22 protein-coding genes are annotated in these 23,220 nt (G+C 35.4%); 8 read left to right on the forward strand and 14 right to left on the reverse strand.

What is annotated here, in order from left to right:
- Positions 1-27 precede the first annotated feature (27 nt).
- Positions 28-1,122, reverse strand: coding sequence for an FAD-dependent oxidoreductase (locus ACK4M9_RS00915; protein WP_409846871.1), 1,095 nt, complete (start codon positions 1,120-1,122; stop codon positions 28-30).
- Between the two features lie 135 nt (positions 1,123-1,257).
- Between ACK4M9_RS00915 and rluF the strand changes: the two genes are divergently transcribed.
- On the forward strand, positions 1,258-1,965 hold the full coding sequence (gene rluF / locus ACK4M9_RS00920; RefSeq protein ID WP_409846873.1) for a 23S rRNA pseudouridine(2604) synthase RluF: 708 nt from the start codon (positions 1,258-1,260) through the stop codon (positions 1,963-1,965).
- A 20-nt stretch (positions 1,966-1,985) separates the two neighbouring features.
- Here rluF and ACK4M9_RS00925 read toward each other — a convergent pair whose 3' ends face one another.
- Entirely contained in the window at positions 1,986-2,987 is a 1,002-nt protein-coding gene (locus tag ACK4M9_RS00925; protein ID WP_409846875.1) for an HD-GYP domain-containing protein, read from the reverse strand.
- Positions 2,988-3,159: 172 nt separating this feature from the next.
- Here ACK4M9_RS00925 and ACK4M9_RS00930 point away from each other — a divergent pair, with 172 nt between their 5' ends.
- On the forward strand, positions 3,160-3,501 hold the full coding sequence (locus tag ACK4M9_RS00930) for a hypothetical protein (RefSeq protein ID WP_409846877.1): 342 nt from the start codon (positions 3,160-3,162) through the stop codon (positions 3,499-3,501).
- Positions 3,485-3,616, forward strand: coding sequence for a hypothetical protein (locus tag ACK4M9_RS00935; protein WP_409846879.1), 132 nt, complete (start codon positions 3,485-3,487; stop codon positions 3,614-3,616). The genes ACK4M9_RS00930 and ACK4M9_RS00935 overlap by 17 nt, the downstream gene beginning before the upstream one ends.
- A 70-nt stretch (positions 3,617-3,686) precedes the next feature.
- On the opposite strand, the gene ACK4M9_RS00940 is transcribed toward ACK4M9_RS00935, so the two are convergent.
- The 8 genes from ACK4M9_RS00940 to ACK4M9_RS00975 all read right to left on the reverse strand — a co-directional run bounded on the left by ACK4M9_RS00940 (position 3,687) and on the right by ACK4M9_RS00975 (position 12,712).
- Positions 3,687-4,691 carry an HD-GYP domain-containing protein gene (locus ACK4M9_RS00940; RefSeq protein WP_409846880.1) on the reverse strand — a complete coding sequence of 335 codons (1,005 nt, stop codon included), beginning with the start codon at positions 4,689-4,691 and terminating at the stop codon, positions 3,687-3,689.
- A 189-nt stretch (positions 4,692-4,880) separates the two neighbouring features.
- A complete protein-coding gene (locus tag ACK4M9_RS00945; RefSeq protein WP_409847350.1) occupies positions 4,881-6,560 on the reverse strand; it encodes an ABC1 kinase family protein in 1,680 nt (559 codons plus the stop codon).
- Positions 6,561-6,581: 21 nt separating this feature from the next.
- Complete coding sequence (locus ACK4M9_RS00950; RefSeq protein WP_409846882.1) at positions 6,582-6,872, reverse strand: phasin family protein; 291 nt, start codon at positions 6,870-6,872, stop codon at positions 6,582-6,584.
- Positions 6,873-6,931: 59 nt separating this feature from the next.
- Complete coding sequence (locus tag ACK4M9_RS00955) at positions 6,932-7,885, reverse strand: calcium/sodium antiporter (RefSeq protein ID WP_409846884.1); 954 nt, start codon at positions 7,883-7,885, stop codon at positions 6,932-6,934.
- 326 nt (positions 7,886-8,211) lie between these two features.
- Entirely contained in the window at positions 8,212-10,071 is a 1,860-nt protein-coding gene (locus tag ACK4M9_RS00960) for a PTS fructose transporter subunit IIABC (RefSeq protein WP_409846886.1), read from the reverse strand.
- A 13-nt stretch (positions 10,072-10,084) separates the two neighbouring features.
- Positions 10,085-10,999, reverse strand: coding sequence for a 1-phosphofructokinase (gene pfkB / locus ACK4M9_RS00965; RefSeq protein WP_409846888.1), 915 nt, complete (start codon positions 10,997-10,999; stop codon positions 10,085-10,087).
- Entirely contained in the window at positions 10,996-11,748 is a 753-nt protein-coding gene (locus tag ACK4M9_RS00970; protein WP_409847353.1) for a DeoR/GlpR family DNA-binding transcription regulator, read from the reverse strand. The genes pfkB and ACK4M9_RS00970 overlap by 4 nt, the downstream gene beginning before the upstream one ends.
- A 364-nt stretch (positions 11,749-12,112) precedes the next feature.
- Complete coding sequence (locus tag ACK4M9_RS00975; protein ID WP_409846890.1) at positions 12,113-12,712, reverse strand: DedA family protein; 600 nt, start codon at positions 12,710-12,712, stop codon at positions 12,113-12,115.
- Positions 12,713-12,973: 261 nt separating this feature from the next.
- On the opposite strand from ACK4M9_RS00975, the gene ACK4M9_RS00980 reads away from it, so the two are divergent.
- From ACK4M9_RS00980 to ACK4M9_RS00990, 3 genes are all read left to right on the forward strand, one after another.
- A complete protein-coding gene (locus ACK4M9_RS00980; protein WP_409846892.1) occupies positions 12,974-14,527 on the forward strand; it encodes a glycine betaine uptake BCCT transporter in 1,554 nt (517 codons plus the stop codon).
- A gap of 273 nt (positions 14,528-14,800) precedes the next feature.
- The gene (locus ACK4M9_RS00985; protein WP_409846894.1) at positions 14,801-14,968 is read left to right on the forward strand and encodes a hypothetical protein; all 168 of its coding nucleotides are present in this window, start codon (positions 14,801-14,803) and stop codon (positions 14,966-14,968) included.
- A 323-nt stretch (positions 14,969-15,291) separates the two neighbouring features.
- On the forward strand, positions 15,292-17,262 hold the full coding sequence (locus tag ACK4M9_RS00990; RefSeq protein WP_409846896.1) for an LTA synthase family protein: 1,971 nt from the start codon (positions 15,292-15,294) through the stop codon (positions 17,260-17,262).
- Positions 17,263-17,376: 114 nt separating this feature from the next.
- Here ACK4M9_RS00990 and ACK4M9_RS00995 read toward each other — a convergent pair whose 3' ends face one another.
- Both ACK4M9_RS00995 and ACK4M9_RS01000 read right to left on the reverse strand, forming a co-directional pair.
- Positions 17,377-17,847, reverse strand: coding sequence for a hypothetical protein (locus tag ACK4M9_RS00995; protein WP_409846898.1), 471 nt, complete (start codon positions 17,845-17,847; stop codon positions 17,377-17,379).
- Positions 17,848-18,035: 188 nt separating this feature from the next.
- Positions 18,036-18,872, reverse strand: a complete 837-nt coding sequence (locus ACK4M9_RS01000; protein WP_409846900.1) for a sensor histidine kinase — start codon at positions 18,870-18,872, stop codon at positions 18,036-18,038.
- A gap of 506 nt (positions 18,873-19,378) precedes the next feature.
- Between ACK4M9_RS01000 and ACK4M9_RS01005 the strand changes: the two genes are divergently transcribed.
- Both ACK4M9_RS01005 and ACK4M9_RS01010 read left to right on the forward strand, forming a co-directional pair.
- On the forward strand, positions 19,379-20,215 hold the full coding sequence (locus ACK4M9_RS01005) for a sensor histidine kinase (protein ID WP_409846902.1): 837 nt from the start codon (positions 19,379-19,381) through the stop codon (positions 20,213-20,215).
- 192 nt (positions 20,216-20,407) lie between these two features.
- Positions 20,408-20,869: a hypothetical protein gene (locus ACK4M9_RS01010; protein ID WP_409846904.1), complete on the forward strand. Its 462-nt coding sequence runs from the start codon at positions 20,408-20,410 to the stop codon at positions 20,867-20,869.
- A 254-nt stretch (positions 20,870-21,123) separates the two neighbouring features.
- Here the strand turns inward: ACK4M9_RS01010 and ACK4M9_RS01015 are convergent, their stop codons facing one another.
- A complete protein-coding gene (locus ACK4M9_RS01015; protein ID WP_409846905.1) occupies positions 21,124-22,449 on the reverse strand; it encodes a DUF4179 domain-containing protein in 1,326 nt (441 codons plus the stop codon).
- Complete coding sequence (locus tag ACK4M9_RS01020) at positions 22,424-22,963, reverse strand: sigma-70 family RNA polymerase sigma factor (RefSeq protein ID WP_409846907.1); 540 nt, start codon at positions 22,961-22,963, stop codon at positions 22,424-22,426. The genes ACK4M9_RS01015 and ACK4M9_RS01020 overlap by 26 nt, the downstream gene beginning before the upstream one ends.
- Between the last annotated feature and the right edge of the window lie 257 nt (positions 22,964-23,220).

Genomic DNA, 23,220 nt, shown 5'->3' on the forward strand with positions numbered 1-23,220 from the left:
GTTTGTCCGTGTCCTAGTTGCTAATAATTATCCGCGCTTTACTCCTAGAAACGGTCTTACTAAATAACTAATGGTCTTCAATGGGTTTTTGTGATTTTGTTTAAATAGTTTTTGTCCTATGTATCCATCTAGATGCTTCACCGTAAAATCAAAGGTGCTGTTATTAATTTTTTCCATGCCCCGCCGAAGAGTTAGTGAATGATCATAACTCCTTCTAAATGTATTCGTATATTCTTCGTAACTACCAAAACCACAAAGATCATAAGCTGCATAAACCCCTGTTAGTATCGATTCGAATTGACCATATCCTAAAAACGGCATAGTAGAACCAAAACAATTACCTATGAAAAAGGTGTTTCCTATACGTGCCGATTTGCAAATGCCAATTTTATAATTTTTTATTTGAAATTGATCTGTTATTTTTAATGGTTGAGCTAATTCCCTACATGCAGTAGTGTAGAAACGGTCCCAATAGTCTGTTATCATTTCTTCGTGTTCCTCTGGTAAGTCTGGGTATCCGATGACAATGTTAGCTTCAGTGTCTGAAAAAGGGAGAAGATACGCATACCCCTGTGGAGCTAACGTGTTATCTAACCAAACAAATACCTTAAAACGATCAAATTCACCTTCAACGGTAGCTCCCTTAAGGGTAACGGAAAGGTCCTCTCGGAAATTCTGAAGTTTCATTGGATACGCTGAGTCACCTGTTGCCATAATGACATGGGAATATTCTTGTAATAACTCTTCATACGAATGAATTGAATTAAAATGAATTACCGATTCCAATTGTTCTGCCAATTGGTTTTCTAGTGAAAGCTGATGACGTCCTCTAATATTTACAAATCCAACATGCTCATCAATAATTGCTTTTTCATTTTCGGAGTTTATAATGAGCTGATTAATTGAACTTGTTGGCTTTAAAAATAATTGAAATTCTTCAGAAAAATAATGAAATGCATCATTGACAGGACGTGTTAACAACGATAAGAATGCTTCTGCATTAATAAATCGATCACCTACTTGTGTTCTGTGCTCAAATATCGTTGGCTTAATTCCGTGTCTTTCTAACATAATAGCACAGCTTAACCCTGATAAACCTGCGCCCATGATTGCTACTTTCATCTAGTTTTCCTCCGTTCTTCTACCATTACTATCGTTAGCTTTTCCAAAAAATCCGTAAAACTTCCTTAGCCTTGTATAACAGGGTACAAATAAGTTACATTAGTTAATAATAAAACGATTAAAGGTGTGTTTTGATTGCGGATTAATAAGTATATAAGTGAATCTGGAGTAACTTCCAGGCGCGAAGCTGACAAATGGATAGCCGATAAGCGAGTGACAATCAATGGAGTTATTGCAGAATTAGGAAGTAAGGTAGAACCTGGCGATGATGTGCGTGTTGATAATAAGCCAATAACGATAGAAGAACAGCATGTGTATATTGCCTTAAATAAGCCTGTTGGCATCACGAGCACAACCGAACGACATATTAAAGGAAATATCATTGATTTCGTCAACCATCCTTTGCGTATTTTTCACATTGGCCGACTTGATAAGGAATCTGAGGGGTTAATTCTACTAACGAATGACGGAGATATTGTTAATGAAGTGTTACGTGCTGAAAATAAGCACGAAAAGGAGTACGTTGTTACTGTAGACAAGCAACTGACACAATCATTCTTAAAGAATATGACTGAAGGGGTGGAAATCTTAGATACGAAAACCCTTCCATGTAAAGTAACAAAACTTTCTAACAATGTTTTTAAAATCATTTTAACGCAAGGACTAAATAGACAAATTCGCCGCATGTGTTCCGCTCTTGGTTACCAAGTTCGTAGATTGCAACGCATTAGGATTATGAATATTCATTTAAACGGATTACCGAAAGGACAATGGCGTGACTTAACGAAAGCCGAATTGAATGAGTTGTTTAAAGACTTAAATTACCAACCTAAAAAAAGATGAGACAGGTGTCTCATCTTTTTTTAGGCAAAATTAACGATTTTTTTGTTATGTTCAGTTCTCAGATCAAGAAACGTATCGCTATCATTTAAGTAAATAAGCGGTTGTGATGGTTCATGGTCAAAAACAAACACGATCTCACCTTTAGTTTCATCACTAAGTACTACCTGTTCACCCACATGCTTGCGAAGAAGGTGACGAACAAAAGGGATAACAATCGCTGGGTTGAGCTTATTTAGACGAGTGTCTTCAACTAAACGATTAATCAAGTCAAACGTATTTCCACCAGCCATTAATATCTTATCAATCTCATTAGCAACTGAGATAATTTGCACCATCACAGGTAAGTATTTCACTTTTAACCCTTTTGGATAGCCAGAACCGTCAATTCGCTCATGATGATGCCTTGCTGCATTTAAAATTTGAGCATTAACACCTTTAACTTCTCTTAAAATTTCCCAGCCTAACTCTGGATGCTGCTTATATTCCTGAAATTCCTCAACTGTTAATGATTCTTGTTTCGATATCAATTCGTTTCTTAATTTCAATTTCCCAATATCATGTAACACACCCATTTGCCAAAGAAGGACTTTATTGTTAAATGAGTATCTTAATAACTTTCCTAAGAAAAACGCAATTAGACCGACATTAGCACTATGGTGAAATAATGTAGTTTCATCCTTCGATTTATACATTTGTTCGAGGAATGAATCGTCCCTTTGAATGAATCTAACTAGTTTTTTATCCTGGTTAAACCATTCCTTAATATCAATTCCCTGAATGCTTGTTAGGTCCGAAAATAAATTTTCAATATTTTCTATGTTTTTTGAGTATAGTTTCTGAAATGATCTGTCTTCTGAAACTTTGATCTGTTTGTAATCATGTTTTTTCAAAAGTAAAATATTCGTCACAGTTAAAATTGAACCTTTTTTCAATAACAAAACATCATACTCTGATACTATATCTTGCTCTAATACTTTCCCAACGAGTTCAAAGCTTATTTCTTCCATTCGGAATTGATCCATAAGAAAGTTCTCTCCCTCTCCCAATAACCGTTTTTCAGTCCTAAAACACGGACATGCTTACACCTCCATTATATAGCATTTGTTTGTCGAATTCTAAAGATATTTTATAAATAGAAATGCCTTTCCTGTAGAATACTAAAATAACTAATAATAGTAGAAAGGGTGAGATCGCTTGACAACATCGAAAAAGGAACGGATGCTCCATATTATTGGCCAACTAGAAGCTGTTTCGAACCAACTATCTTTACAAACTTTAACTAATTTACAACAGGCAAAGGAGAAGTTACATCACCTACAGGAGCATGAGGTTGAAAAGCTAACAGACAAAGTTTTTTCTCGGCCTGTCCATGAACAACAAATCGATTTAAATTCCCCGGAAAATTTATTACATTCTTGTTATAATGAGTTAGATCGTCTATCCAGAGAAGAAGGCACACCATCTCAATTACAAGAAGCTGTTCAAGAAATCCGATATTATTTTTCCATTGAGGAGCAAGATGGTTTTTTTCCATAAAAATGACGAGGATTTAACGGATGAGTTATTCCAATTAGGAACTTCTATCGGCTATTGCGAAGAGAACATCGGGTTTAAATATAACGAGGACAGAGAAACAGAAGACTCCCCATAAAAATCGGAGCCGATATAATAAAAGCACAGGTATTTAACCATTACGGTATAAATGCCTGTGCTATTTGATGTTAAAGAAAATCTACAACTTTTAGCGTATGATATTTTCTTAAGTCAATGTATTCATCAGTTTCTACTATATTCACTAGAGGTTGATTGGGTTCATTTTCATGAATAAAGATGATCTTCGCTTTTCTACCATCACTTAGGATAATATCTTTTCCGACCTTCTGCATAAATTTATATCTGATCAAAGGGATAACAATTGCTGGATTAAGTTGATTTTGTTGTGTCTCATTAATCAATTGATTCATAACTTGAAAAATACTAGTCATCTCTTCTGAAGCTGACAATTTATCAAATAAATCTGCTACTGAGATCATTTGCACCATTAGAGGTATTTCATTAACCTTAAGCCCCTTAGGATGTCCTGAGCCATCGATCTTTTCATGATGATATTTTATTGCATTTAAGATATTTACATCAATATCATTTACTCCCTTAAAGAGGTTCCAACCATAATAGGTGTGTTTTTGATATTCACTCTCTTCAATTTTGCTTAACTCTCCATGCTTATGTAATAGATCCGTACTTAATTTCATCTTACCAATATCATGTAAAATTCCCATCTTCCATAATATCTTTAAATTTTTCCGAGAGTATCCGAGTATTTTCCCAATGATTACGGCTATGATACCGACATTTGCACTATGGCGGTAAAGGGAAGTTTCACCTTTATGCGTGCTGTATATTTCCTCAGTTAGAGATGGATTCCTAACTATAAATTGAAACAGCTTCTCATCTTCTTCAAACCAGGCATCAAGTGAAACCTTTTCTATACTGTTATAAGAAGTAAATAAATCAGTGATGCGGTCTATATTTTTGTTATATAATTTTTCAAATGTTATCTTTTCAGAAACTTTTACACTTCTGTAATCATGCTTCTTTAGCAGAAGAATGTTAGTTTCAGTTAGTACCGTTCCTTTTTTTAGTAACAATATATTAAGCTCTGAATAAATATCCTGTTCTAAAGTTTTCCCTACGAGGTCAAAGCTTATTTCAAGCATTTCTTCCATAATTACCACATCTCCTTGACTTTCCAAAAATACCAAACTATTTTCCTAGTAAAATTATATATTCAATAGAAAAATAACTACAGCGACTTTAGTCACGTATTTCCTTAACTTTCGACATTTTTTTACTAAATATTCACAAAAGGTGCCAGGCACCACAGATCTATTCCGTGATGCCTGGCACCTTTCCAATTAAAAACGACCTGATTTAAAAATGGAATAAAATAGCCAAATAATCATGACTAATGCTACACCAAAGCCAATTTCAACAGTTGGTAATCTCCAAATGATCGTAGTTGTGTTACCAGATAATGATGATCCAATGATTAAGCCTACCATAATAATACTAAAAGAAAGTAAGACAATACTGAAGGAAATGCGATTACTAACGCGTTCTACTCTTGTCAACAAACGATCAAGATCAGAGAGGGATATCTCAACTCGCATTTTCCCTTTTTTCATGATCGAGGAGAATTCTTTGATACTTTTTGGAAGGTCAGCAACAATTTCACTATACTCTAGAAAATTACCCCAAAGCCTTCCCGCTACATTTTTGGGTTGGTAGCGTTCTTTTAGTAAGTGTCGACCAAACGGCTCAGCTATTTTGACAATACTTAAGTCAGGATCTAGCTTTTCAACCATTCCTTCCATTGTAAGCAGTGATTTACCAACTAAAGTTAAATCAGTCGGGATCCGAATTCCGTGCTTGGTAGCGACTGAAAACAGATCATTGACTGCTTCACCTAAGCTTAACTGACTAAACGGAACGTCATAATACTTTTCCCTGAGCATATCTATATCCGCTCTTAACATAGCCAAGTTCGCTTCTTCAGGAATAAGTCCCATTTTCATCACTGCCTTAACTACACCCTCCGTGTTTTGTACCATCATCGAAATAATAAATGAAGCGAAATGATCTCTCATTTGTGGACTAAGTCGTCCTACCATCCCAAAATCCATAAATATAATTTGATTTCCTGTTGTTACTAACACATTTCCTGGGTGAGGATCACCGTGAAAGAAACCGTCAACTAAAATTTGCTTAAAGATGGCATTAACAACTCTTTCTGCGATAACTTTTCGGTTATATCCTAGCTTTTCAATTTTAGCTAGTTCGTTTAGTTTTGTTCCTTCGACAAATTCCATCGTCAATACTTTTTGACTTGAGTAGTCCCAATACACTTTTGGCATGTAAATTTCACTATTGCCCTCAAACTGTTGGGCAATCTTTTCTGAATTTCGTCCCTCAAGTGAATAATCGACTTCCGCTCTAAGCGACTTAGCAAATTCATCAACAATATCGCAAAGTTGATATTTTGCGGCCCAATCCAATCTTCGCTCTGCCAACATCGCAATATCGTGTAATATTTCTAAATCAGTTTCGATTACTTTATGAATATTTGGACGCTGAATTTTCACCGCTACTCGTTCACCTGTTTTTAAAACTGCATAATGAACTTGTCCAATAGAAGCTGCTGCTAGTGGTTTTTCGTGAAAATCGGAAAACATATCTTCAACGAAAACCCCAAATTCAGCAAAAAAAACATCTTGAACTTCCTCATATGAAAATGGTGGTACATTATCTTGTAATTTTTCCAATTCAGTAATGATATCAACTGGAAAAATATCAGATCTCGTGCTAGCAATCTGGCCAATTTTAATAAATGTTGGCCCGAGCCCTTCTAAAAAAATTCGAAAGCGTTCACCAACCGATTTTCGATCGATTTCTTTGCCTTCTATAAAAAGCCGTTTGGGCATACTTAACAATTCAAGAAGACCAAGTTCCTTCATAAGAAAACCAAAGCCATTACGAGTAAATGCCGATACAATTTCTTGATAGCGATGTAAGTGCCTAATTCTTTTTCTAAAAATAGAGACCACACCCTATCCTTACTATTGTTTTTGTTCCAATTCTCTAATTCGCTTTTCTAACAGATCTACTTCGGTTTTTGTTGCTAAATTTAGGTCATTTACAATAATCTTCATCCGCTCCCTAATCATTTCATCTAATTGACTCCGGGCTTCTTCCCCTTTTTGGATTAATTCATTGACAAGTTCATTTGATTCCTCTTTTTTGATTTCACCTTTTTTTACTAGTTCATCGACTACTGCTGTTATTTGTTCCTTACTTTTAACAGCTAACCCTATCCCTAAAGCTAACCCTTTTTCTAGTACATTTCTCATATAAAGACCTCCAACTATTTTTTCTTATATTACCCAATAGTTGGACTGATTACTTATTGCTAATTTCTAAGGATGATAAAGGATAGATACACCATGTACGTCAAGGCTAAAAAGTAGCCTTCAAATTTACCAACTGTAAAACGCGTTCTTGAAAAAATTAATAAGACAATCGTTAACAAGACCATCAGTATGACATCAATAAATATTTTTTCACTAACGATTATAGGGGCTATTGTTGAAGAAGCACCTAAAACAAATAAAAGGTTAAAAATATTACTACCAACAATGTTGCCTAAGGCAATTTCACTCTGTTTTTTTAATGCTGCTGTAATCGACGTTACTAATTCGGGTAAAGAAGTCCCAATTGCAACAATTGTTAAGCCAACTAATGTTTCACTCATTCCATAAGTAAAGGCGATTTGGGTACTATTTTTAACAACAAGGTCTCCACCAAATATAATGGCTCCAAGACCGAGTACCGTAATAAAGCTATTCTTAACCCAACTTTTATTCGGTATTTTAGGTTCAAGCATCGTTTTTTCACGACTTGCTCGAGCGACTTCAAATATATAGTAGAGAAAAACAGCAAAAAACAACAAAAAGATCAATCCATCCGAACGAGTCAACAAGTTCGTACTCAACGCTTGTAGCGCTACATCACTTACTAGTACGAGAAGGACGATACTTGCTAATAGAGCGAAGGGAATTTCCTTTCTAATTGTTTCATTTTCTACTTTTAAAGGATTAATTATAGCTGTCAAGCCAACCACTAGCGTAATGTTAAAGATATTACTACCAATAACATTTCCTAATGAAACACCGCTACTACCTTCCATAGCAGCAAGGATACTAACCGTCGCCTCAGGGGAACTCGTTCCAAAGGAGACAATTGTTAGCCCGATTAAAATAGGAGGAACACGCAGTATTCTCGCTATGTTTGATGATCCTGTTACAAAAAAATCTGCACCTTTAATTAGTAGCCCGAATCCAAATAGCAATAAAACGTAGTTCATATTTCCTCCTCTAGTTTTAATATAAGATTATAATTGATTTTATGCCTTCTCAAGAATAGTTTTGTCTTTAATATATTATTTACTCCCCTACAATTATATTAAAACTTTCCAAGACAGTTCCCATATAAAGCCTATTAAAATAGGGTTTTTTATACTATTTTTCTAACGATCTATTTTAGCGTTATTAGGAATACCTTGATAAGCTTTTATTTGTCTAATACAGTAAAATATTTTGTATAGATTCAAAAAAATAACAAGCTGTTTGCCACAGCTTGTCATTCCTAATTAACTATGTTTTAATCATATCTCTCAACTCTGCATCAGTATTATTCTTTTACATCCTTTTTCCACAAGCCTAACATTAATGCGGTAATTGCAGCTCCAATTAAGATCGCTCCAATATACATGAATGGGCTTCCATTTACCAACGGAATAACAAACACACCGCCGTGAGGTGCTGGTAAACCAATACCAAACATCATAGTTAATGCACCAGCTACTGCAGAACCAACAATTATTGACGGAATTACGCGTCCAGGATCTGCCGCTGCAAAAGGAATTGCGCCTTCAGTAATAAATGAAGCACCCATAAAATAGTTTGTTTTTCCGGCTTCTTTTTCAGCTGTTGTAAATTTCTTTTTAAAGAACGTTGTTGCAAGGGCAATTCCTAATGGTGGAACCATACCACCTGCCATTACAGCTGCATGTGGTGCTAAATTTCCAGCATCGATCATTGCAATTCCAAATGTAAAAGCAGCTTTATTTATCGGACCACCCATATCAATTGCCATCATCCCACCTAAGATTAAGCCTAGTAAAACAAGGTTCCCTGTTCCCATGTTCCCTAACCATTTTTCCATAGTAGTATTTAGTGCAAGGACTGGTTCATTAACGATAAATAGCATTACAAATCCTGTTATTAAGATACCAAACACCGGATATAGTAACACAGGCTTAATACCTTCTAATGATTTAGGTAATGAACTAAATACTTTTCGTAAGCCTAATACTACATAACCAGCTAAGAAACCGGCAATTAGTCCACCCAAAAATCCAGCACCACCACTTGCTGCCAATAAACCTCCGACCATACCCGGAGCAAAACCTGGTCGATTAGCAATACTCATTGCGATAAATCCTGCAAGAACAGGGATCATTAATCCAAATGCATTTCCGCCACCGATTGTCATTAATGCTTCTGCAATTGGGTGGTATGTTTCGTGCTCTGGTTCAAAGGCTTGAATTCCAAAGATAAATGAAATGGCAATTAAAATACCGCCACCTACTACGAACGGGAGCATGTTTGAAACGCCGTTCATAATGTGTTTGTAAAAACCTGTCCTTTCTTTCTTAGCACTATCCTTTTGACCACCTGCTGCGCCTCTATAAACCGGTGCATCTTGCTTACTCGCTTTTTCAATAAGCTCTTTAGGATTTCGGATTGCTTGGGCTACTGGCACTTCAATTACATGCTTCCCATCAAAACGGTCCATATCAACAGCGGTATCAGCAGCAACAATAATTGCTACAGCATCTTTAATCTCTGAAGCTAGTAGTTCATTTTCAACTCCAGCAGACCCATTTGTCTCAACTTTAATTGAATAACCTAAATCTTTTGCGTTGCCCTTTAGAGCGTCCGCCGCCATAAACGTATGAGCAATCCCAGTTGGACAAGCTGTAACTGCTAATATTAGCCCTTTATTAGAAGCAGACTTCTCTTCTTCTACAATTTCGACTTCCTTTTGATTAATTGCCTTTAAAACTTCATCAACAGTAGCAGCTGTTTCAAGTTTTTTCCGAAAATTACTATCCATTAGAAATGAAGATAAACGCGATAATGTTTGTAAGTGGGCGTTATTCGCTCCCTCACTAGCTGCAATCATAAAAAATAGATGACTAGGTTGACCATCAAGAGATCCATAATCAACACCAGCTTTAGAACGACCAAAAACAATCGCAGGTGTTCGAACCGCACTCGTTTTTGCATGAGGAATTGCAATACCCTCGCCAATCCCCGTTGTGCTTTGAGCTTCACGAGCCAAAATAGCCTGTTTAAATTTTCTCGAATCTACTAATTTACCTGAGGAATCTAGCTTACGAATCAGTTCATCAATAACAGCTTCCTTTGTTGTTTCTGAAAGGTTTAGCACAATCGTGTCTTTTGTTAATAAATCTGTTATTCTCATTTTCCCTTCCCCCTTAACCTATTGTTTTAACTTCAATTTCTGGTAAAAGCTTTCGAACACTATCTTTGTCACATAAATCTAATGAAAACGCTGTCGCACTTCCACAAGCAATACCATACTTAAATGCTTCTAGGTACTCACTTTGTTTTTTGTACGAAGCAACAAAACCAGCTACTACTGAATCCCCCGCTCCAACTGAATTTTTTAACTCTCCCTTGGGGACGTTTGCGAATGCAACAACATCTTTATTAATAAGAAGAGCACCTTTGCTACCTAATGAGACGATAACGTTTATCGGGCCTTTTTCTAATAATTTTCTTCCGTAAAAAACAACTTCCTCAATGCTTGAAATTTCTACGTTGAATAATTCACCTAGCTCGTGTTCATTTGGTTTCACTAAAAATGGTTCATATTGTAAGATAGCTTCCAGCGCTTCGCCGGAAGTGTCGGCAATTAAACGAATTTTTTTTTCAAAGCAAAGCTTTGCAATCGCACCATAAAATTCTGGTGATACGGCAGGAGGTAAACTTCCTGCCAGAATAAGAAAATCTTCACTCGTTAGTGCAGAAATTTTTTCGAACAATTCGTACTTTTGCTCTTCTGAAATCATTGGTCCAATTCCATTAATTTCTGTTTCAATTCCCGACTTAAGTTTAATGTTAATTCTCGTTGGATCAGTTACTTTAATGAAGTCTTGTAAAATTCCAGCCTGTTCGAGTTGATCTTGGATAAAAGCACCTGTAAAACCACCAATATACCCAAGTGCTGTGCTCGTTTCTCCTAGACTCTTTAATACACGGGAAACATTTATTCCTTTACCACCAGCGTAAAAAGCAGTTTTGTTCGCTCGATTTAATGAGCCGAACTTCATATCTTCTAGTCCAACAAGATAATCGATAGATGGATTTAACGTACAAGTATATATCATGTTGTCACTACCTTTATTGTTGTTTTCATTTTATATTCGACTAGTATATCTTCATCAATTTCATTTGTAATTATTGTCGCTTGCTTTAACTCAGAGATTTTTGAAAAGGTAACTTCATTAAATTTTGTATGGTCACCAAGAATGTAGCTTTCTTGAGACATTTTCATCGCTCGTTTTTTTACGGCTGCTTCTTCTGGGTCGGGTGTCGTGAAACCATATTCAATGTGAATTCCATTGGCTCCAATAAAGCTTTTATCAAAGCTATACTGCTCTAAACCTTCGATTGCACCACGCCCAATTAAGGCTCGAGTTTTCTGCTTAATAAAACCACCAATTAAATACGTGTCAATATTGCATTCTAATAATGCTTCCAAGTGAGTTAATCCGTTTGTGACTACTTTAACTCCTTTAGCCTTTATATTAGGAATCATCATAAACGCGGTTGTTCCAGCATCAAGAAAAATACAATCATTATCCCTAATTAAAGAGGCAGCATACTTAGCGATTGCTTCTTTTTCAACTACGTTTTTCGTTGATTTTTCAAGAACACTTAGTTCTTCTCCTTTTTGACTAAGAAGTGAAGCACCACCGTGAACACGTTTTAATTTTTTTTCAACTTCTAACTGACTTAAATCTCGACGAATAGTGGATTCAGAAGAATTCGTTGCATCTACAAAATCCTGAAGTTTTACAACTTTGTTCTCTGCCAACAATTCTAAAATAATCCGATGTCTCTCAGGAGTTAACATCATTTTTCACTCCTTAATTTATTATCTTCAGCACTCTTATTAACATCATAACGTAAGCCTTTTCATTTTTCAATCACTTTCTTTCAAAAACAATCAAAACATTTCATTAAAGCGTTCAAAAACGTTCAAAACTACTAATGAGCAAAAAACAATCTATCGTTAGCTTACTCATTAGACCGATATAAATTTATAAAGTATAAAGAAAAAAGAGGTTATCCCAACCTCAAGTAACAGTCACCCCAAGCACGATATGTAGTGTTTTATTAAAAAACAATACAGGTTGTCGTGCTTAAAAGAGGTGAGCTGACACTTATGGGACAGCCTCTCCTAAAAATAAATTTATTCTTTAATTTTTGGACCTTAATTAGGTAGTTCGTAAAACTCTTATTATCTTTCTAATCCCAAGGTAAAGAAAAATAACAAACAATAAAACTAATGCGTTTTTTAACAAGAAATCCCTAGCAAACGGTCCTACATCTACCCATCTCGGCCCGAATTGTTGCCCTAGCCAGACATAAAGAAGAGTAATTGGAAGCATTGCTAAAAATGTATACATCGTAAAAATCCCTACATTCATTTTAGCGATCCCACACGGGACTGGTATCAGTGTTCGAACACCAGGAATAAATCGACCAAAAAATGCAACACCACCACCGTATTTCTGAAAAAAGCCCTCTGCTACTTTTATTTGTTTTTCTCTTATTAATAAATATTTTCCATACTTTAACATAAACGGTCGACCACCAAAGCGACCGATAAAATACAGAATTAAAGGACCAATTGTACCACCAATTGTCCCTGATATAATCGCAATCCAAAAGATCATATCCCCTTCATAAACCCAAAAACCAACCAAAGGAAGGACAATTTCTGCTGGCACGATCTCACATGACAAAGCTAAAACAATTCCAAAGTAGGACAGCTGTTTAAAAATATCTAAAAATGATACTATCAGATCTCTCATTTTGACTCCTAGATTTTTTTTTATTTTTATTTCCATTTTTACACATCTTACAAGAATACATACTACTACAAAAGTAACTAATCTTGGTCTATTTTTTTGTAAAATCCTAATTTTTTTCAAAATTTATTTTACGGATGCGCTCTCTACCGATTAGTAACCAAACTAATATCGGATTTGAATGAAATCTCATTTTATTACTATAATAAGGAATGCTGTACATATTTTATTTATTCATACGAGTTTTTGGAAAGGAGTGATTTTATGAAGGGGCCAAGACTAGGCTCAGTATTTTATATATCAGTAACAGTTGTTGCACTGTTTGTTTTATGGGGGTTTATTTTACCAGATAACTTAGAACAACATGCATCAACAGCACTTTCTTTCACGACGGAAACGTTTGGTTGGTTTTACTTAATGGCCACCTTTTTCTTCTTAGCATTTGCCTTTTATTTGGCCTTTGGACCCTATGGGAAAATTAAACTAGGCGATGATGATGAAGAACCTGAGTATCCGTATTTCACATGGTTTGCGATGCTTTTTTCTGCTGGGATGGGGATCGGCTTAGTATTTTGGGGAGTCGCAGAACCTATTTATCATTTTATTACGCCTCCTTTAGGTGTTGCAGAAGGACTAACCCCTGATGCCGCTCGCTATGCACTTCGTTATTCTTTTTTTCACTGGGGGCTTCATCCGTGGGCAATCTATACAATTGTTGCCTTAGCACTTGCCTATGCACAATTTCGTAAAGGCGAGTCTGGATTAATTAGTTCGACCTTTCGACCACTTATCGGTAATCGTGTTGATGGGCCAATCGGTAAAGGGATTGATACGTTGGCGGCGATTGCCACTGCATTTGGAGTAGCGACCTCATTAGGGCTTGGTACCTTGCAAATAAACGGTGGGCTTTCGTACGTCTTTGGTATACCAAACACCATCACTGTTCAACTGATCATTATTTTTATTGTTACCATCTTGTATATGATTTCAGCAACAACAGGATTAAATCGAGGCATTCGCTATTTAAGTAATCTAAATTTAGGGCTTGCTATCGGTTTATTACTTTTCGTTTTAGTAATGGGTCCCTCATCCTTTATTCTAGAAGCTTTCACAACGACTATAGGCGGATATTTAGGAAACATAATACCAATGAGCTTTCGGATGACACCATTTTCTCAAGGAACTTGGGTTGGTGCTTGGACATTGTTTTATTGGGCTTGGTGGATCGCTTGGGCTCCATTTGTAGGAACGTTCATTGCACGAGTCTCTAGAGGACGAACAGTTAAAGAATTTGTCCTTGGTGTATTACTTGTCCCTAGTATTTTTGGCGCATTTTGGTTTGCTACCTTTGGTGGTTCAGCCATCTTCTACGACTTATTTGAGCAACGCGGCATCACTGAGGCCGTAAGTCATGATGTGACTACGGCCCTTTTCATTACACTAGAACAGTTCCCACTTGGGATGGTATTAGCGTTACTTGCAACATTTTTAATTATTACGTTCTTTGTTACTTCAGCTGATTCAGCGACTTTTGTCCTTGGAATGCTGACATCTAAAGGTGTTCTCAATCCAGCAAATTCAACGAAGCTAATATGGGGATTATTACAATCTTCAATTGCCGCTGTCCTGTTATGGAGTGGCGGTTTGGGTGGACTACAAACAGCGTCAATTGTAGCGGCACTCCCCTTTGCGGTGATTATGATCTTAATGGTGTTCTCCTTAAGTAAAGCATTAAATGAAGAAGTTAGAGAAGAAAAAATGAAGGAAAAACGGCGCAGAAAAAAGTTAGATGAACTACTAAAACAGAGTCAGCAATAGTAGAAAGGAAGGCTGTCTGAGGACAGCTTTTTTTGTCTTTAACCGCGACTTTTAATAGGAGATGGTGGCGGCCTGGTTTTCGCTACCACACGGTTAGTATAAAAATCTATATTAAATGGATGTATAAGTGTACAATAAAAATATTGGTAAGCTTACCTATCGATCAAAATATAAACGTTAGTAGAACTCTTTGCCGCCTGTTATCCGTTCTTCTATTGCGGCTTACTCCAAAAACTGACTAACAAAAAAATTTTCATTAAAAGGGGAAGAATAATGATAATCGTCATCCTTGCTCTCGTTTGTTGGACAATTGCTGCGATTTGCGCAACAATCGGCTTTTTTTCAGCAATTAAAAACAAGAAAAAAACAGCAATTATATCTTTTGCCATCGGTACGTTGGCAGTATTGACTTGGATTTTTGGAGCACTATTTTATTTTTAATAAAAAAGGCTCAGAGCTAGAAAACTTTTAAAGTTCAAAAATTTATAATTTCTTATCTTTGAAGAAAAAACAGAAAGTTAGTCTCTGTTCTTTGGTCTGTAAGAAAAATAGATTTTTTTCTTGTACTATTAAAGTAGCATTTATTCTTATTAGTGACCCAGGTTTTCTCGTGACACCTTTCTCGGGCTTCATTACGGCTTATTAGTGACCCCGCTTGTCAGTTGTTATTTACTATCATATATCCCTTTTCCTAACACACCTCGACTAAAAAAACTATCAAATTTTGTAATAATAGATTAAAATTTCAGTGAGGTGGTACATATATGAAAACTAAATTTATTAATTTACTATTATTTTTAACTATATCATTACTTTTTATGGAGATCCTATTTAGATTATCTACCACTGGAAAAGTTTTTTCATGGGGTCTACTAACCACACTGATTTTTTCTATTAGTTTAGCCATAGTCTATTTTATCATATGCTGTCTTCTCCAAAGAAAAGCCAGTCATCTCTTTGCTGCTTTCTTCCTTTTCATTGCAGCCGTTATTTTTGCTACTCAACATGTTTATTATGACACATTCAAAACATTCTACAGCATTTACTCAGCAGGTAATTCCACTCAGTTACTAGAATTCAGGCGAGACTTTTGGTATTTATTCACTAAAAATATCGGTTGGCTCTTACCCTTTTTCCTTCCGGTAGTTCTCATGCTAGTTTATGGTAAAAAGTATCTTTCCTTTGGTAAAATAAAATTTCGTTACCTAGGTTGGCTCGTGTTATCCTTCCTTCTCTTTCACTCTAGCGCTATTGGACTGATACACCTAGGTGGTAAAGGGCAGCATTCAGCCTATGACCTTTACTATAAAAATCGCAATGTTGTCATCTCCTCAGATAGGATTGGATTGTTTACTACAATGAGAATCGACCTTCAAAGACAAGTATTTGGTTGGTCACCAACTATTGAAGCACTTGAAGTAATTGCACCACAAATTTCTGAGCCTCCTCCACAAAATGAAAATGAACCAAGTGATGATGACAAAAAACAAGAAGAAACAATCATAGAATATAATATGATTAATATTGATTTTGAACAGCTTATTACTGCTGAGGATGATCAAGAAATAAAAGATATGCATCACTATTTTTCAAATGTCATACCAACGGATAAAAATGAATTTACTGGCAAATTTGCTGGTTATAACCTCATCCTTATTACGGCTGAAAGCTATGCGCCTTATGCAGTTCATGAAGAAGTTACCCCTACATTGCACAAGCTTGTCAATGAAGGCTATCGTTTCACAAACTTCTATACCCCTCTTTGGGAAGTTAGTACGACTGACGGTGAATATGTAGCGTTAACAAGCTTGCTACCGAAAAGTGGGGTATGGAGCTTTAAAGAGTCTGGCGCAAATCATTTACCATTTGTGATCGGAAATCAGTTTAAAAATTTAGGCTATAAAACAGTTGCCTACCATAATCATACGTACACGTTCTACAATAGGGATGTTACCCACGCTAATATAGGATACCAATATAAGGCAATTGGCAATGGTCTTGATGTTAAACAGGTTTGGCCCGCATCAGATCTAGAAATGATGCAAGTCAGCGTACCAGAATATATTAATGACCAACCATTTCATGCTTATTATATGACCGTTAGTGGGCATTTGCAGTACAACTTTGAAGGGAACAGCATGGCAATGAAAAACAAGCAATTCGTTGATCATTTGCCATATTCAGTACAAGCAAAAGCCTATATCGCTACCCACGTCGAGCTTGATAAAGCACTTGAGCATCTATTAAATGAACTCGAAGAAGCTGGAGTTGCCGACAACACCCTTATTGCAATAAGCTCTGATCATTATCCATACGGACTCGATGAAAATACGATTGAAGAGCTATCAGGGAAAGCTGTTAATAATCAGTTTGACCTTTATAAAAATGAGTTTATTATCTATACAAAGGGTATGGAACCTATGAAAATAGATCGGTTAGGCTCGAGCCTTGATATTCTCCCGACTCTATCAAACTTACTAGGGCTTGATTACGATTCTAGGTTTTTAATGGGGAGAGACATTTTTTCGGATACCGAGGCAATTGTTCCATTTCTAGACAGAAGCTTTATCACGGATAAGGGAAAATATAATGCATTAACTAAGGAATACATTCCAACTAGTGGCTTTGATATGGATCAGGAATATATTGATAAAATCTCATCTGAAGTTGAAAGGAAGTTTTACTACTCTGCAAAAATTCTAGAAAACGACTACTTTAGGAAAGTGTATAAGTGAGTAAAATTAAGAGGGTAACTCAAAAGCAAAAGTGAACTGCCGCCTGTCTACTTGACAGGCGGCAGTTCACTTTATAATGCATAACCTATTCTACTTGATGACAAGCTCGCCCTTTTATCTATTTAAAAAAGCAGGTAATTTTATTTTCACCTTGAACTTTAGGAGCACAAAGATCGTTAAAAGCATTGGAAGTTGCACCATAATAAGACTAATTAATATTCTTAACCAAGGATTACTAAAAATATCATCGTAACTTATATTTAAAAATTGTACTATCGACAGCGTCGTAATGATCTCAAATATAACTAAGAGAACAAAAGTAGATAAAGTAATAACTAGAGCTTTTAAAAAGCTGAATCGAAAAATATAAAATACAAGTAAGCAAAAAGATAAAAACGTCAAAAAGGGTTTAAATGATGTGTGCATATATACACTCAACATAAAAGCGACTAACCCTTGGGTAAGTGCAAAAACGATCAACGGCTTTAAGTTTTCCCTAATTGAAATACCAAAAAGTGCGAAAGGTAATGCAAGTAAAATAAATGATTCCGGAGCGTTCATAAGAAAATAGCTAAACCATGTCATAAAATCTCTCCTTTATGTGTAATCTTCTTGTTAATATTCATCTTTATTTTCTGGTAATTTAGGTTGATAGAGCATAAACGTCGTAGTTGAACTAATAAGCTTTAGCTAAAAAAACGATCAAACCTACAATGGAACTAAGAAGCACCAAAGAGAGAGTATTCCAGCTAACTTTCTACTTACATTAGTAATCATTTACTTTTGTCTTTAGGAAATGACAAGTGAAATACTATTAGTGAGTCTTCTTTTTTTATGCTCATAGTCCCCTTATATTTTTGGGTGACTTCTTGAATAATAGCTAAACCAAATCCTCTTGCTACTTCTTCAGAGGATTTCGTTGTATAACCATGCTCGAATAATTGATTATCTAGCTGTTCAAGCGTGCTTGTGTTTTTTACAGTAATTGTATAGTACAGGTTATCTTCACTCATCTCAAAGACAACTTTCTGAGTATCCTTAGGTAATTCAATCGTAGCCTCATAGGCATTATCTAGTAAATTACTAATCAATCGTATTAGATCTGTTGATGAGATTTTCTTTGTTATATCCTCACTAATAATTTTAGTTACAAATGGAACTTGTTGCTTTTGATAAAATTCCATTTTTGAAAATAAAATTGATGCCAGTACAGCATTACGAATCGTTAAAGCTTGGTTAGTTACTTTCACTTCACCTATGATCTCATTGATATAACTTGCTGCACCAGTGAAATTGTCAATTTTAATTAACCCTGCTACAACTGTCAAATGATTGTTAAGATCATGCCTGTCCGAACGTACTGAAGTAACTAATTTACGATATTGATCTTCATGTGTAGACTCTGTTTTTCGGATGACACGTACTTCTTCTTTTTGATATATTTTTGCCAGCAGTATTAGAGACCCAATATTTAAAAGAAACAACAAAATGAGATGAATAGGAATACCATAAAATTCAATATGATCATTATAGGCGACTAAAGAAGCTATTAAGAAGAAATTGATAAGTATTTGCGATAAAATAACAACTACTAAAAAGAACATATGCATCGTTTTAATTCCCCAAATCAGCTTTTGTAGTTTTTCAACTGGGTAGATATGCTTATTATAGCAGAATTAATATAAATTACGACAAAAATCGATATTTTTTGCAACTGTAATATGTCACTTTCAAATTCCCTAAACTTTGAGCAAATATAATGACCTTCCTTTTCAAAATAGACAACTGTCCGTTCTTTACCCGACTCGATCTCGACGACTTTAATCGGTGAAGCAAGTTTAAGTATCGATTCCTTTTTACGTGGGGTTGCTATTTTGAAGCCCAGCCTTCGTTCTTCTAAGGATTTTATTCTTAGTAGTTTAATAAAGTGATTACGGACATAATTACACTGCTGTCGTTGTAAATCCTGCCAACCCTAGTAAATTTAATCTTTTGGTACCATTGACAAAAAATACATTAACGAATATTTAAATATGGTATAATTTTTGCTAGAAAGATTACTTTTTAAGGGGAAAATGGCTTTTAGAATTTATTAAGGCCATTAGTGCATAAATTTATGAATGTTGTTCATTTGGCAGTTATCGTTTTAGTTCAAATATTATTAGTTTTTTATTATATTGTTTCAGTGGTTTATTTCAAAGACGATTTTCTAAATATCATTGGCATTCCAATTTACTTAATAATCGTAGTCCTTTTAAATGTATTATCACTCTACATGCTTGCAAAGTACTATAAACGTCAGGAGAAACAAAAAGTTTTTGACACAGAATATACTCACATTGAAGAATTCCGATCTTTAGTTGCTTCCGTTCGTTCTGACCGTCATGATGTTAACAACCACCTAACTGTAATTTCTGGGTTAATGAAATTAAAAAACTATGAGGTAGCTGATAATTACATCAAAGAAATGATTGGTGAAATTCGCATTACTAATCAAGTCTTAACAATTAAAAACCCAATTCTCGCGTCAATGTTATATTCGAAAATGGATAAGTATAAGAAAGAAGATATACCATTCGAGCTTAATATAGCAAATGAAGAAATTGTTCAAGTTCTATCTTCTACTGATTTAATTCGATTACTTGGTAACTTGCTAGATAATGCCTATGAAGCTACATATGAGCTACCTAATAAAGAACGGATAATTAAACTAGATACTTTTTTATTAGATAAAAAAATTATACTTATCGTCAAAAATACCTCTAAAGCAAAAGAGTTTAAAGAAGATTATTTTGAAGTTGGGTACTCTAGTAAGTCAACATCCGGTGACAGAGGCTATGGATTAGCAATTATTCGAGACATTACAGAAAAGTACAGTGGCTCATTACAGATTGAAACAAAAAATAACTTAGTATGTTTCCAAATTAGCTTACCAATGATGAAAGAAACATGACCAGTACTATAATCAACCTAAATGACCAAACGACAGGGAATAAAACATATAAAAGATGGAGCGCACTTTAATACGGCAACATCTTTTTTCTTATATCTATCCACCCATATCAGACTAGAAAAATATCGAAAACACTCGAATTTTGTGGTATCATGCAATTAGCATCAACGTGCAATCAGAAAGGAAGATATCATGACTTGGTTTAGTTATTTTTTATTATCTGTACCAGAAGCTTTTTTACTACTAGCAGTATCATTTGCTCTCTTTAATATTTCTGTAAAGAAAAATTTAAAATCTATGATTATTTTCGCAATCATTTATGGTGGAGTATCTTTTAGTTTAAATATTTTTATGGATACTTCAATTAAACCGCTAATTAGCTTGACGGTCTTTACCTTATTAGTCATAGTTTTATTTCGCTTAAAGGTCCTTTATGGATTTATTATTGGTATTATTTCATTTATTTTATTAGTACTTTTTGAACTCCTACTACTTTTGCCACTTTCTCAAGTTATTCCACTTGAACAAATCGTTGCAAGCCCATGGTTACGTATATTAGCTGGTGTTCTGACGATACACCTTCCATTGTTGATAATAATATTAGTTATAAAAAAGTTCAAACTATCAATCAAAGTTCCATTAGTAAAAAAATAATAGTTCCACATATAACTAGATAAGTTCACGAAAAAAAGCCTGTATTTGCGATTACTTGGTAATCATCGATACAGGCCTTTTTTATAAGACAGCTTTTACATCCTACAACTACCTTCTATGAATCTTCTTCCGATCATACGTAAACACATTTTACTTCTCTGAAATTTGTATTACCATATACACTGGGCGTCCCCATAACTGTTAGAGATACGGTATAACCTTCTCTAAATAATTGATATCACTCATTATTTGGTTTACTTTAGCTCAATCTCTATTTCCAAGTCTGAAAATACTTGGTACGTCGCATCATACATATACAGCTCGATTGATTTTTTTTCTGGAACCTTAGGGTACGTTACCGCTACTTTTGTCCCTTGATGTTTAAAAGAAATAGGCTCATACTCCTGCTCGCTTTCTCGGTCAATGATCACTGGAAAGACGGGTAGTGTTGCGTCCATTTCATAATAGACAACTGTCTGTTCTTTACCAAAATCGATCTCGACGACTTTAATCGGTGAAGCCATTTCTAGTACAGTTCCCTTTTCAAGTGGGGCTGCTATTTCATCCCAAATGTAGCCCGTTGAATAATCGGAACGGAATTCCTGACCTTTGTACGTCACGAAGTAAGGGACAATTTTATATGAGTTAGAAGCGATTCCTCTAGCGACTTTAACAGTCTCAAGTAATTTATCTGGGAAATGATTTTTAGCATACGCATGTTCAGTATTACTACTACGACTGAAATCAGTGTAGAAGACATTGTCGCCGTTTTCAGCAACCGCTACAATCGAAATCCACTGGTCACGAAAGCCATCACTCACTTCATCTGCTAGAAGCTTCGTTGTTGTTGATAGCTGTATCCTCGAAGGTGTTTGAATTATATTATCGATAGAAAAAAATTGTCCGTTATGATCTTCTTTAAATGCATAGTTAGTCACTTCATAGAGCTCCGTTTCCTTTTTTAAATCAAAGCTAAAGGACCAGTCTCCTTGGACCTGATTAATTTGGTGAAACTGTAGTCTCAGTTCAGGATGAACAGGGAAGCTTTTGGTTGGCTCAAAATAGAAGATATCACTATGAGGTATAGGGATAGAACTACTGCCAGCCCCCCCTGTATAACCGACACGACCGACAGAACTTCCATCTACAAATAATTCAAACGACACGTTTTCAATATCCTGTTCCATTTCTATATGATAGGAAATGGCTAGCTGATTATTATCGAGGTAGCCTTCTTCAAGGGTAACCTTGATTTCCTGATCGACCGCTTCTAATGATAGATCAGTGACCCTTCCTTCCTCGACCATTCGTTGCAAGCCAACATCACCTAGTTTGTGAAAAATAGACTCACTCACTTCGTTGGTCGCAGTTCCAAGTAAATACGTGCTAATTAATAATGAACCTATTGCTAACAGAAAAATTGAGGCAACTCCCGCTAAGTAGTTTCGCTTTTTTGAATTAGTAGAGCTCTCCTTGTTTTTTGCAATTTTTAAAGCAGCATTTACAGTAGCATCAAGCTTGTCAGTCGGTACAGTTACTTCCTCGACCATCCTTTTAATATCGCGTTGAAAGTTCCCCATAGGTTTCTCCCCCTTTACCTAGTTTTTCCTTAACTTGATTGAGTGTCCTGTGTAATTTTGACTTTATCGTTCCCTCGGGCTTCTCAAGGATCTCGGCAATTTCTGAGATTGAATAGCCGTAATAAAAGCGTAGAAGCAACAAGGTCTTTTGTTCTGGCTTTAGTTTGTCAAAGACAGTCGCTACATCGAGCTCCATCACAGATTTGTTTTCCTGATTAATGCCTGGGTCAAACCATTCCGTTTCAAGGACAATGACATCCTTTGATTTCCGGAGAAAATCAATCGCGGAATTAATGACGATCCGCGTCATCCATGTTAAAAATAATTGAGTATCTTTCAATTTATGAAATGATTTATAACCTTTAATGATTGACTCTTGAACAATATCAAGAGCATCTTGCTCATTTTTCACGTATGAATAAGCAACTTTATAAAGCTTTCCTTGTTCTTGTTTAATTAACGCTTCAAATGTCGATGCTTTTGAGCGTTTAAAAAACGAGTTGATGATAGACACACCAATCCCTCCTCTCGTATATTAAATTTCACTATAAATATCGTGCTGCCTGTTGATCCTACCTATTAGACTGAAAAACTTTTTGTTTCGTTCCAAAAAGTTTTTGTGATTTTCAATTTTCTCATTCGTTCCCTTTTCCGCTTACGCTATATTTGTATTTTACAGTATAAAACGACAGCGACGTACTAGATTAAAACTTACTAAACAATAATTCACTATGTATTTCCATAATGTCACCACTTCCAAAAATTAGTGCA

The organism is Anaerobacillus sp., from assembly GCF_046314235.1.
Classification (GTDB): Bacteria; Bacillota; Bacilli; order Bacillales; family Anaerobacillaceae; genus Anaerobacillus.

What these genes read in the sequence shown, in the direction of transcription:
- ACK4M9_RS00915 (WP_409846871.1), bottom strand. Translation starts at nt 1,122, where the DNA reads ATGAAAGTAGCAATCATGGGCGCAGGTTTATCAGGGTTAAGCTGTGCT.
- ACK4M9_RS00925 (WP_409846875.1), bottom strand. Translation starts at nt 2,987, where the DNA reads ATGGATCAATTCCGAATGGAAGAAATAAGCTTTGAACTCGTTGGGAAA.
- ACK4M9_RS00935 (WP_409846879.1), top strand. Translation starts at nt 3,485, where the DNA reads ATGGTTTTTTTCCATAAAAATGACGAGGATTTAACGGATGAGTTATTC.
- ACK4M9_RS00940 (WP_409846880.1), bottom strand. Translation starts at nt 4,691, where the DNA reads ATGGAAGAAATGCTTGAAATAAGCTTTGACCTCGTAGGGAAAACTTTA.
- ACK4M9_RS00950 (WP_409846882.1), bottom strand. Translation starts at nt 6,872, where the DNA reads ATGAGAAATGTACTAGAAAAAGGGTTAGCTTTAGGGATAGGGTTAGCT.
- ACK4M9_RS00955 (WP_409846884.1), bottom strand. Translation starts at nt 7,885, where the DNA reads ATGAACTACGTTTTATTGCTATTTGGATTCGGGCTACTAATTAAAGGT.
- ACK4M9_RS00960 (WP_409846886.1), bottom strand. Translation starts at nt 10,071, where the DNA reads ATGAGAATAACAGATTTATTAACAAAAGACACGATTGTGCTAAACCTT.
- pfkB (WP_409846888.1), bottom strand. Translation starts at nt 10,999, where the DNA reads ATGATATATACTTGTACGTTAAATCCATCTATCGATTATCTTGTTGGA.
- ACK4M9_RS00970 (WP_409847353.1), bottom strand. Translation starts at nt 11,748, where the DNA reads ATGTTAACTCCTGAGAGACATCGGATTATTTTAGAATTGTTGGCAGAG.
- ACK4M9_RS00975 (WP_409846890.1), bottom strand. Translation starts at nt 12,712, where the DNA reads ATGAGAGATCTGATAGTATCATTTTTAGATATTTTTAAACAGCTGTCC.
- ACK4M9_RS00980 (WP_409846892.1), top strand. Translation starts at nt 12,974, where the DNA reads ATGAAGGGGCCAAGACTAGGCTCAGTATTTTATATATCAGTAACAGTT.
- ACK4M9_RS00985 (WP_409846894.1), top strand. Translation starts at nt 14,801, where the DNA reads ATGATAATCGTCATCCTTGCTCTCGTTTGTTGGACAATTGCTGCGATT.
- ACK4M9_RS00990 (WP_409846896.1), top strand. Translation starts at nt 15,292, where the DNA reads ATGAAAACTAAATTTATTAATTTACTATTATTTTTAACTATATCATTA.
- ACK4M9_RS00995 (WP_409846898.1), bottom strand. Translation starts at nt 17,847, where the DNA reads ATGACATGGTTTAGCTATTTTCTTATGAACGCTCCGGAATCATTTATT.
- ACK4M9_RS01000 (WP_409846900.1), bottom strand. Translation starts at nt 18,872, where the DNA reads ATGCATATGTTCTTTTTAGTAGTTGTTATTTTATCGCAAATACTTATC.
- ACK4M9_RS01005 (WP_409846902.1), top strand. Translation starts at nt 19,379, where the DNA reads ATGAATGTTGTTCATTTGGCAGTTATCGTTTTAGTTCAAATATTATTA.
- ACK4M9_RS01010 (WP_409846904.1), top strand. Translation starts at nt 20,408, where the DNA reads ATGACTTGGTTTAGTTATTTTTTATTATCTGTACCAGAAGCTTTTTTA.
- ACK4M9_RS01015 (WP_409846905.1), bottom strand. Translation starts at nt 22,449, where the DNA reads ATGGGGAACTTTCAACGCGATATTAAAAGGATGGTCGAGGAAGTAACT.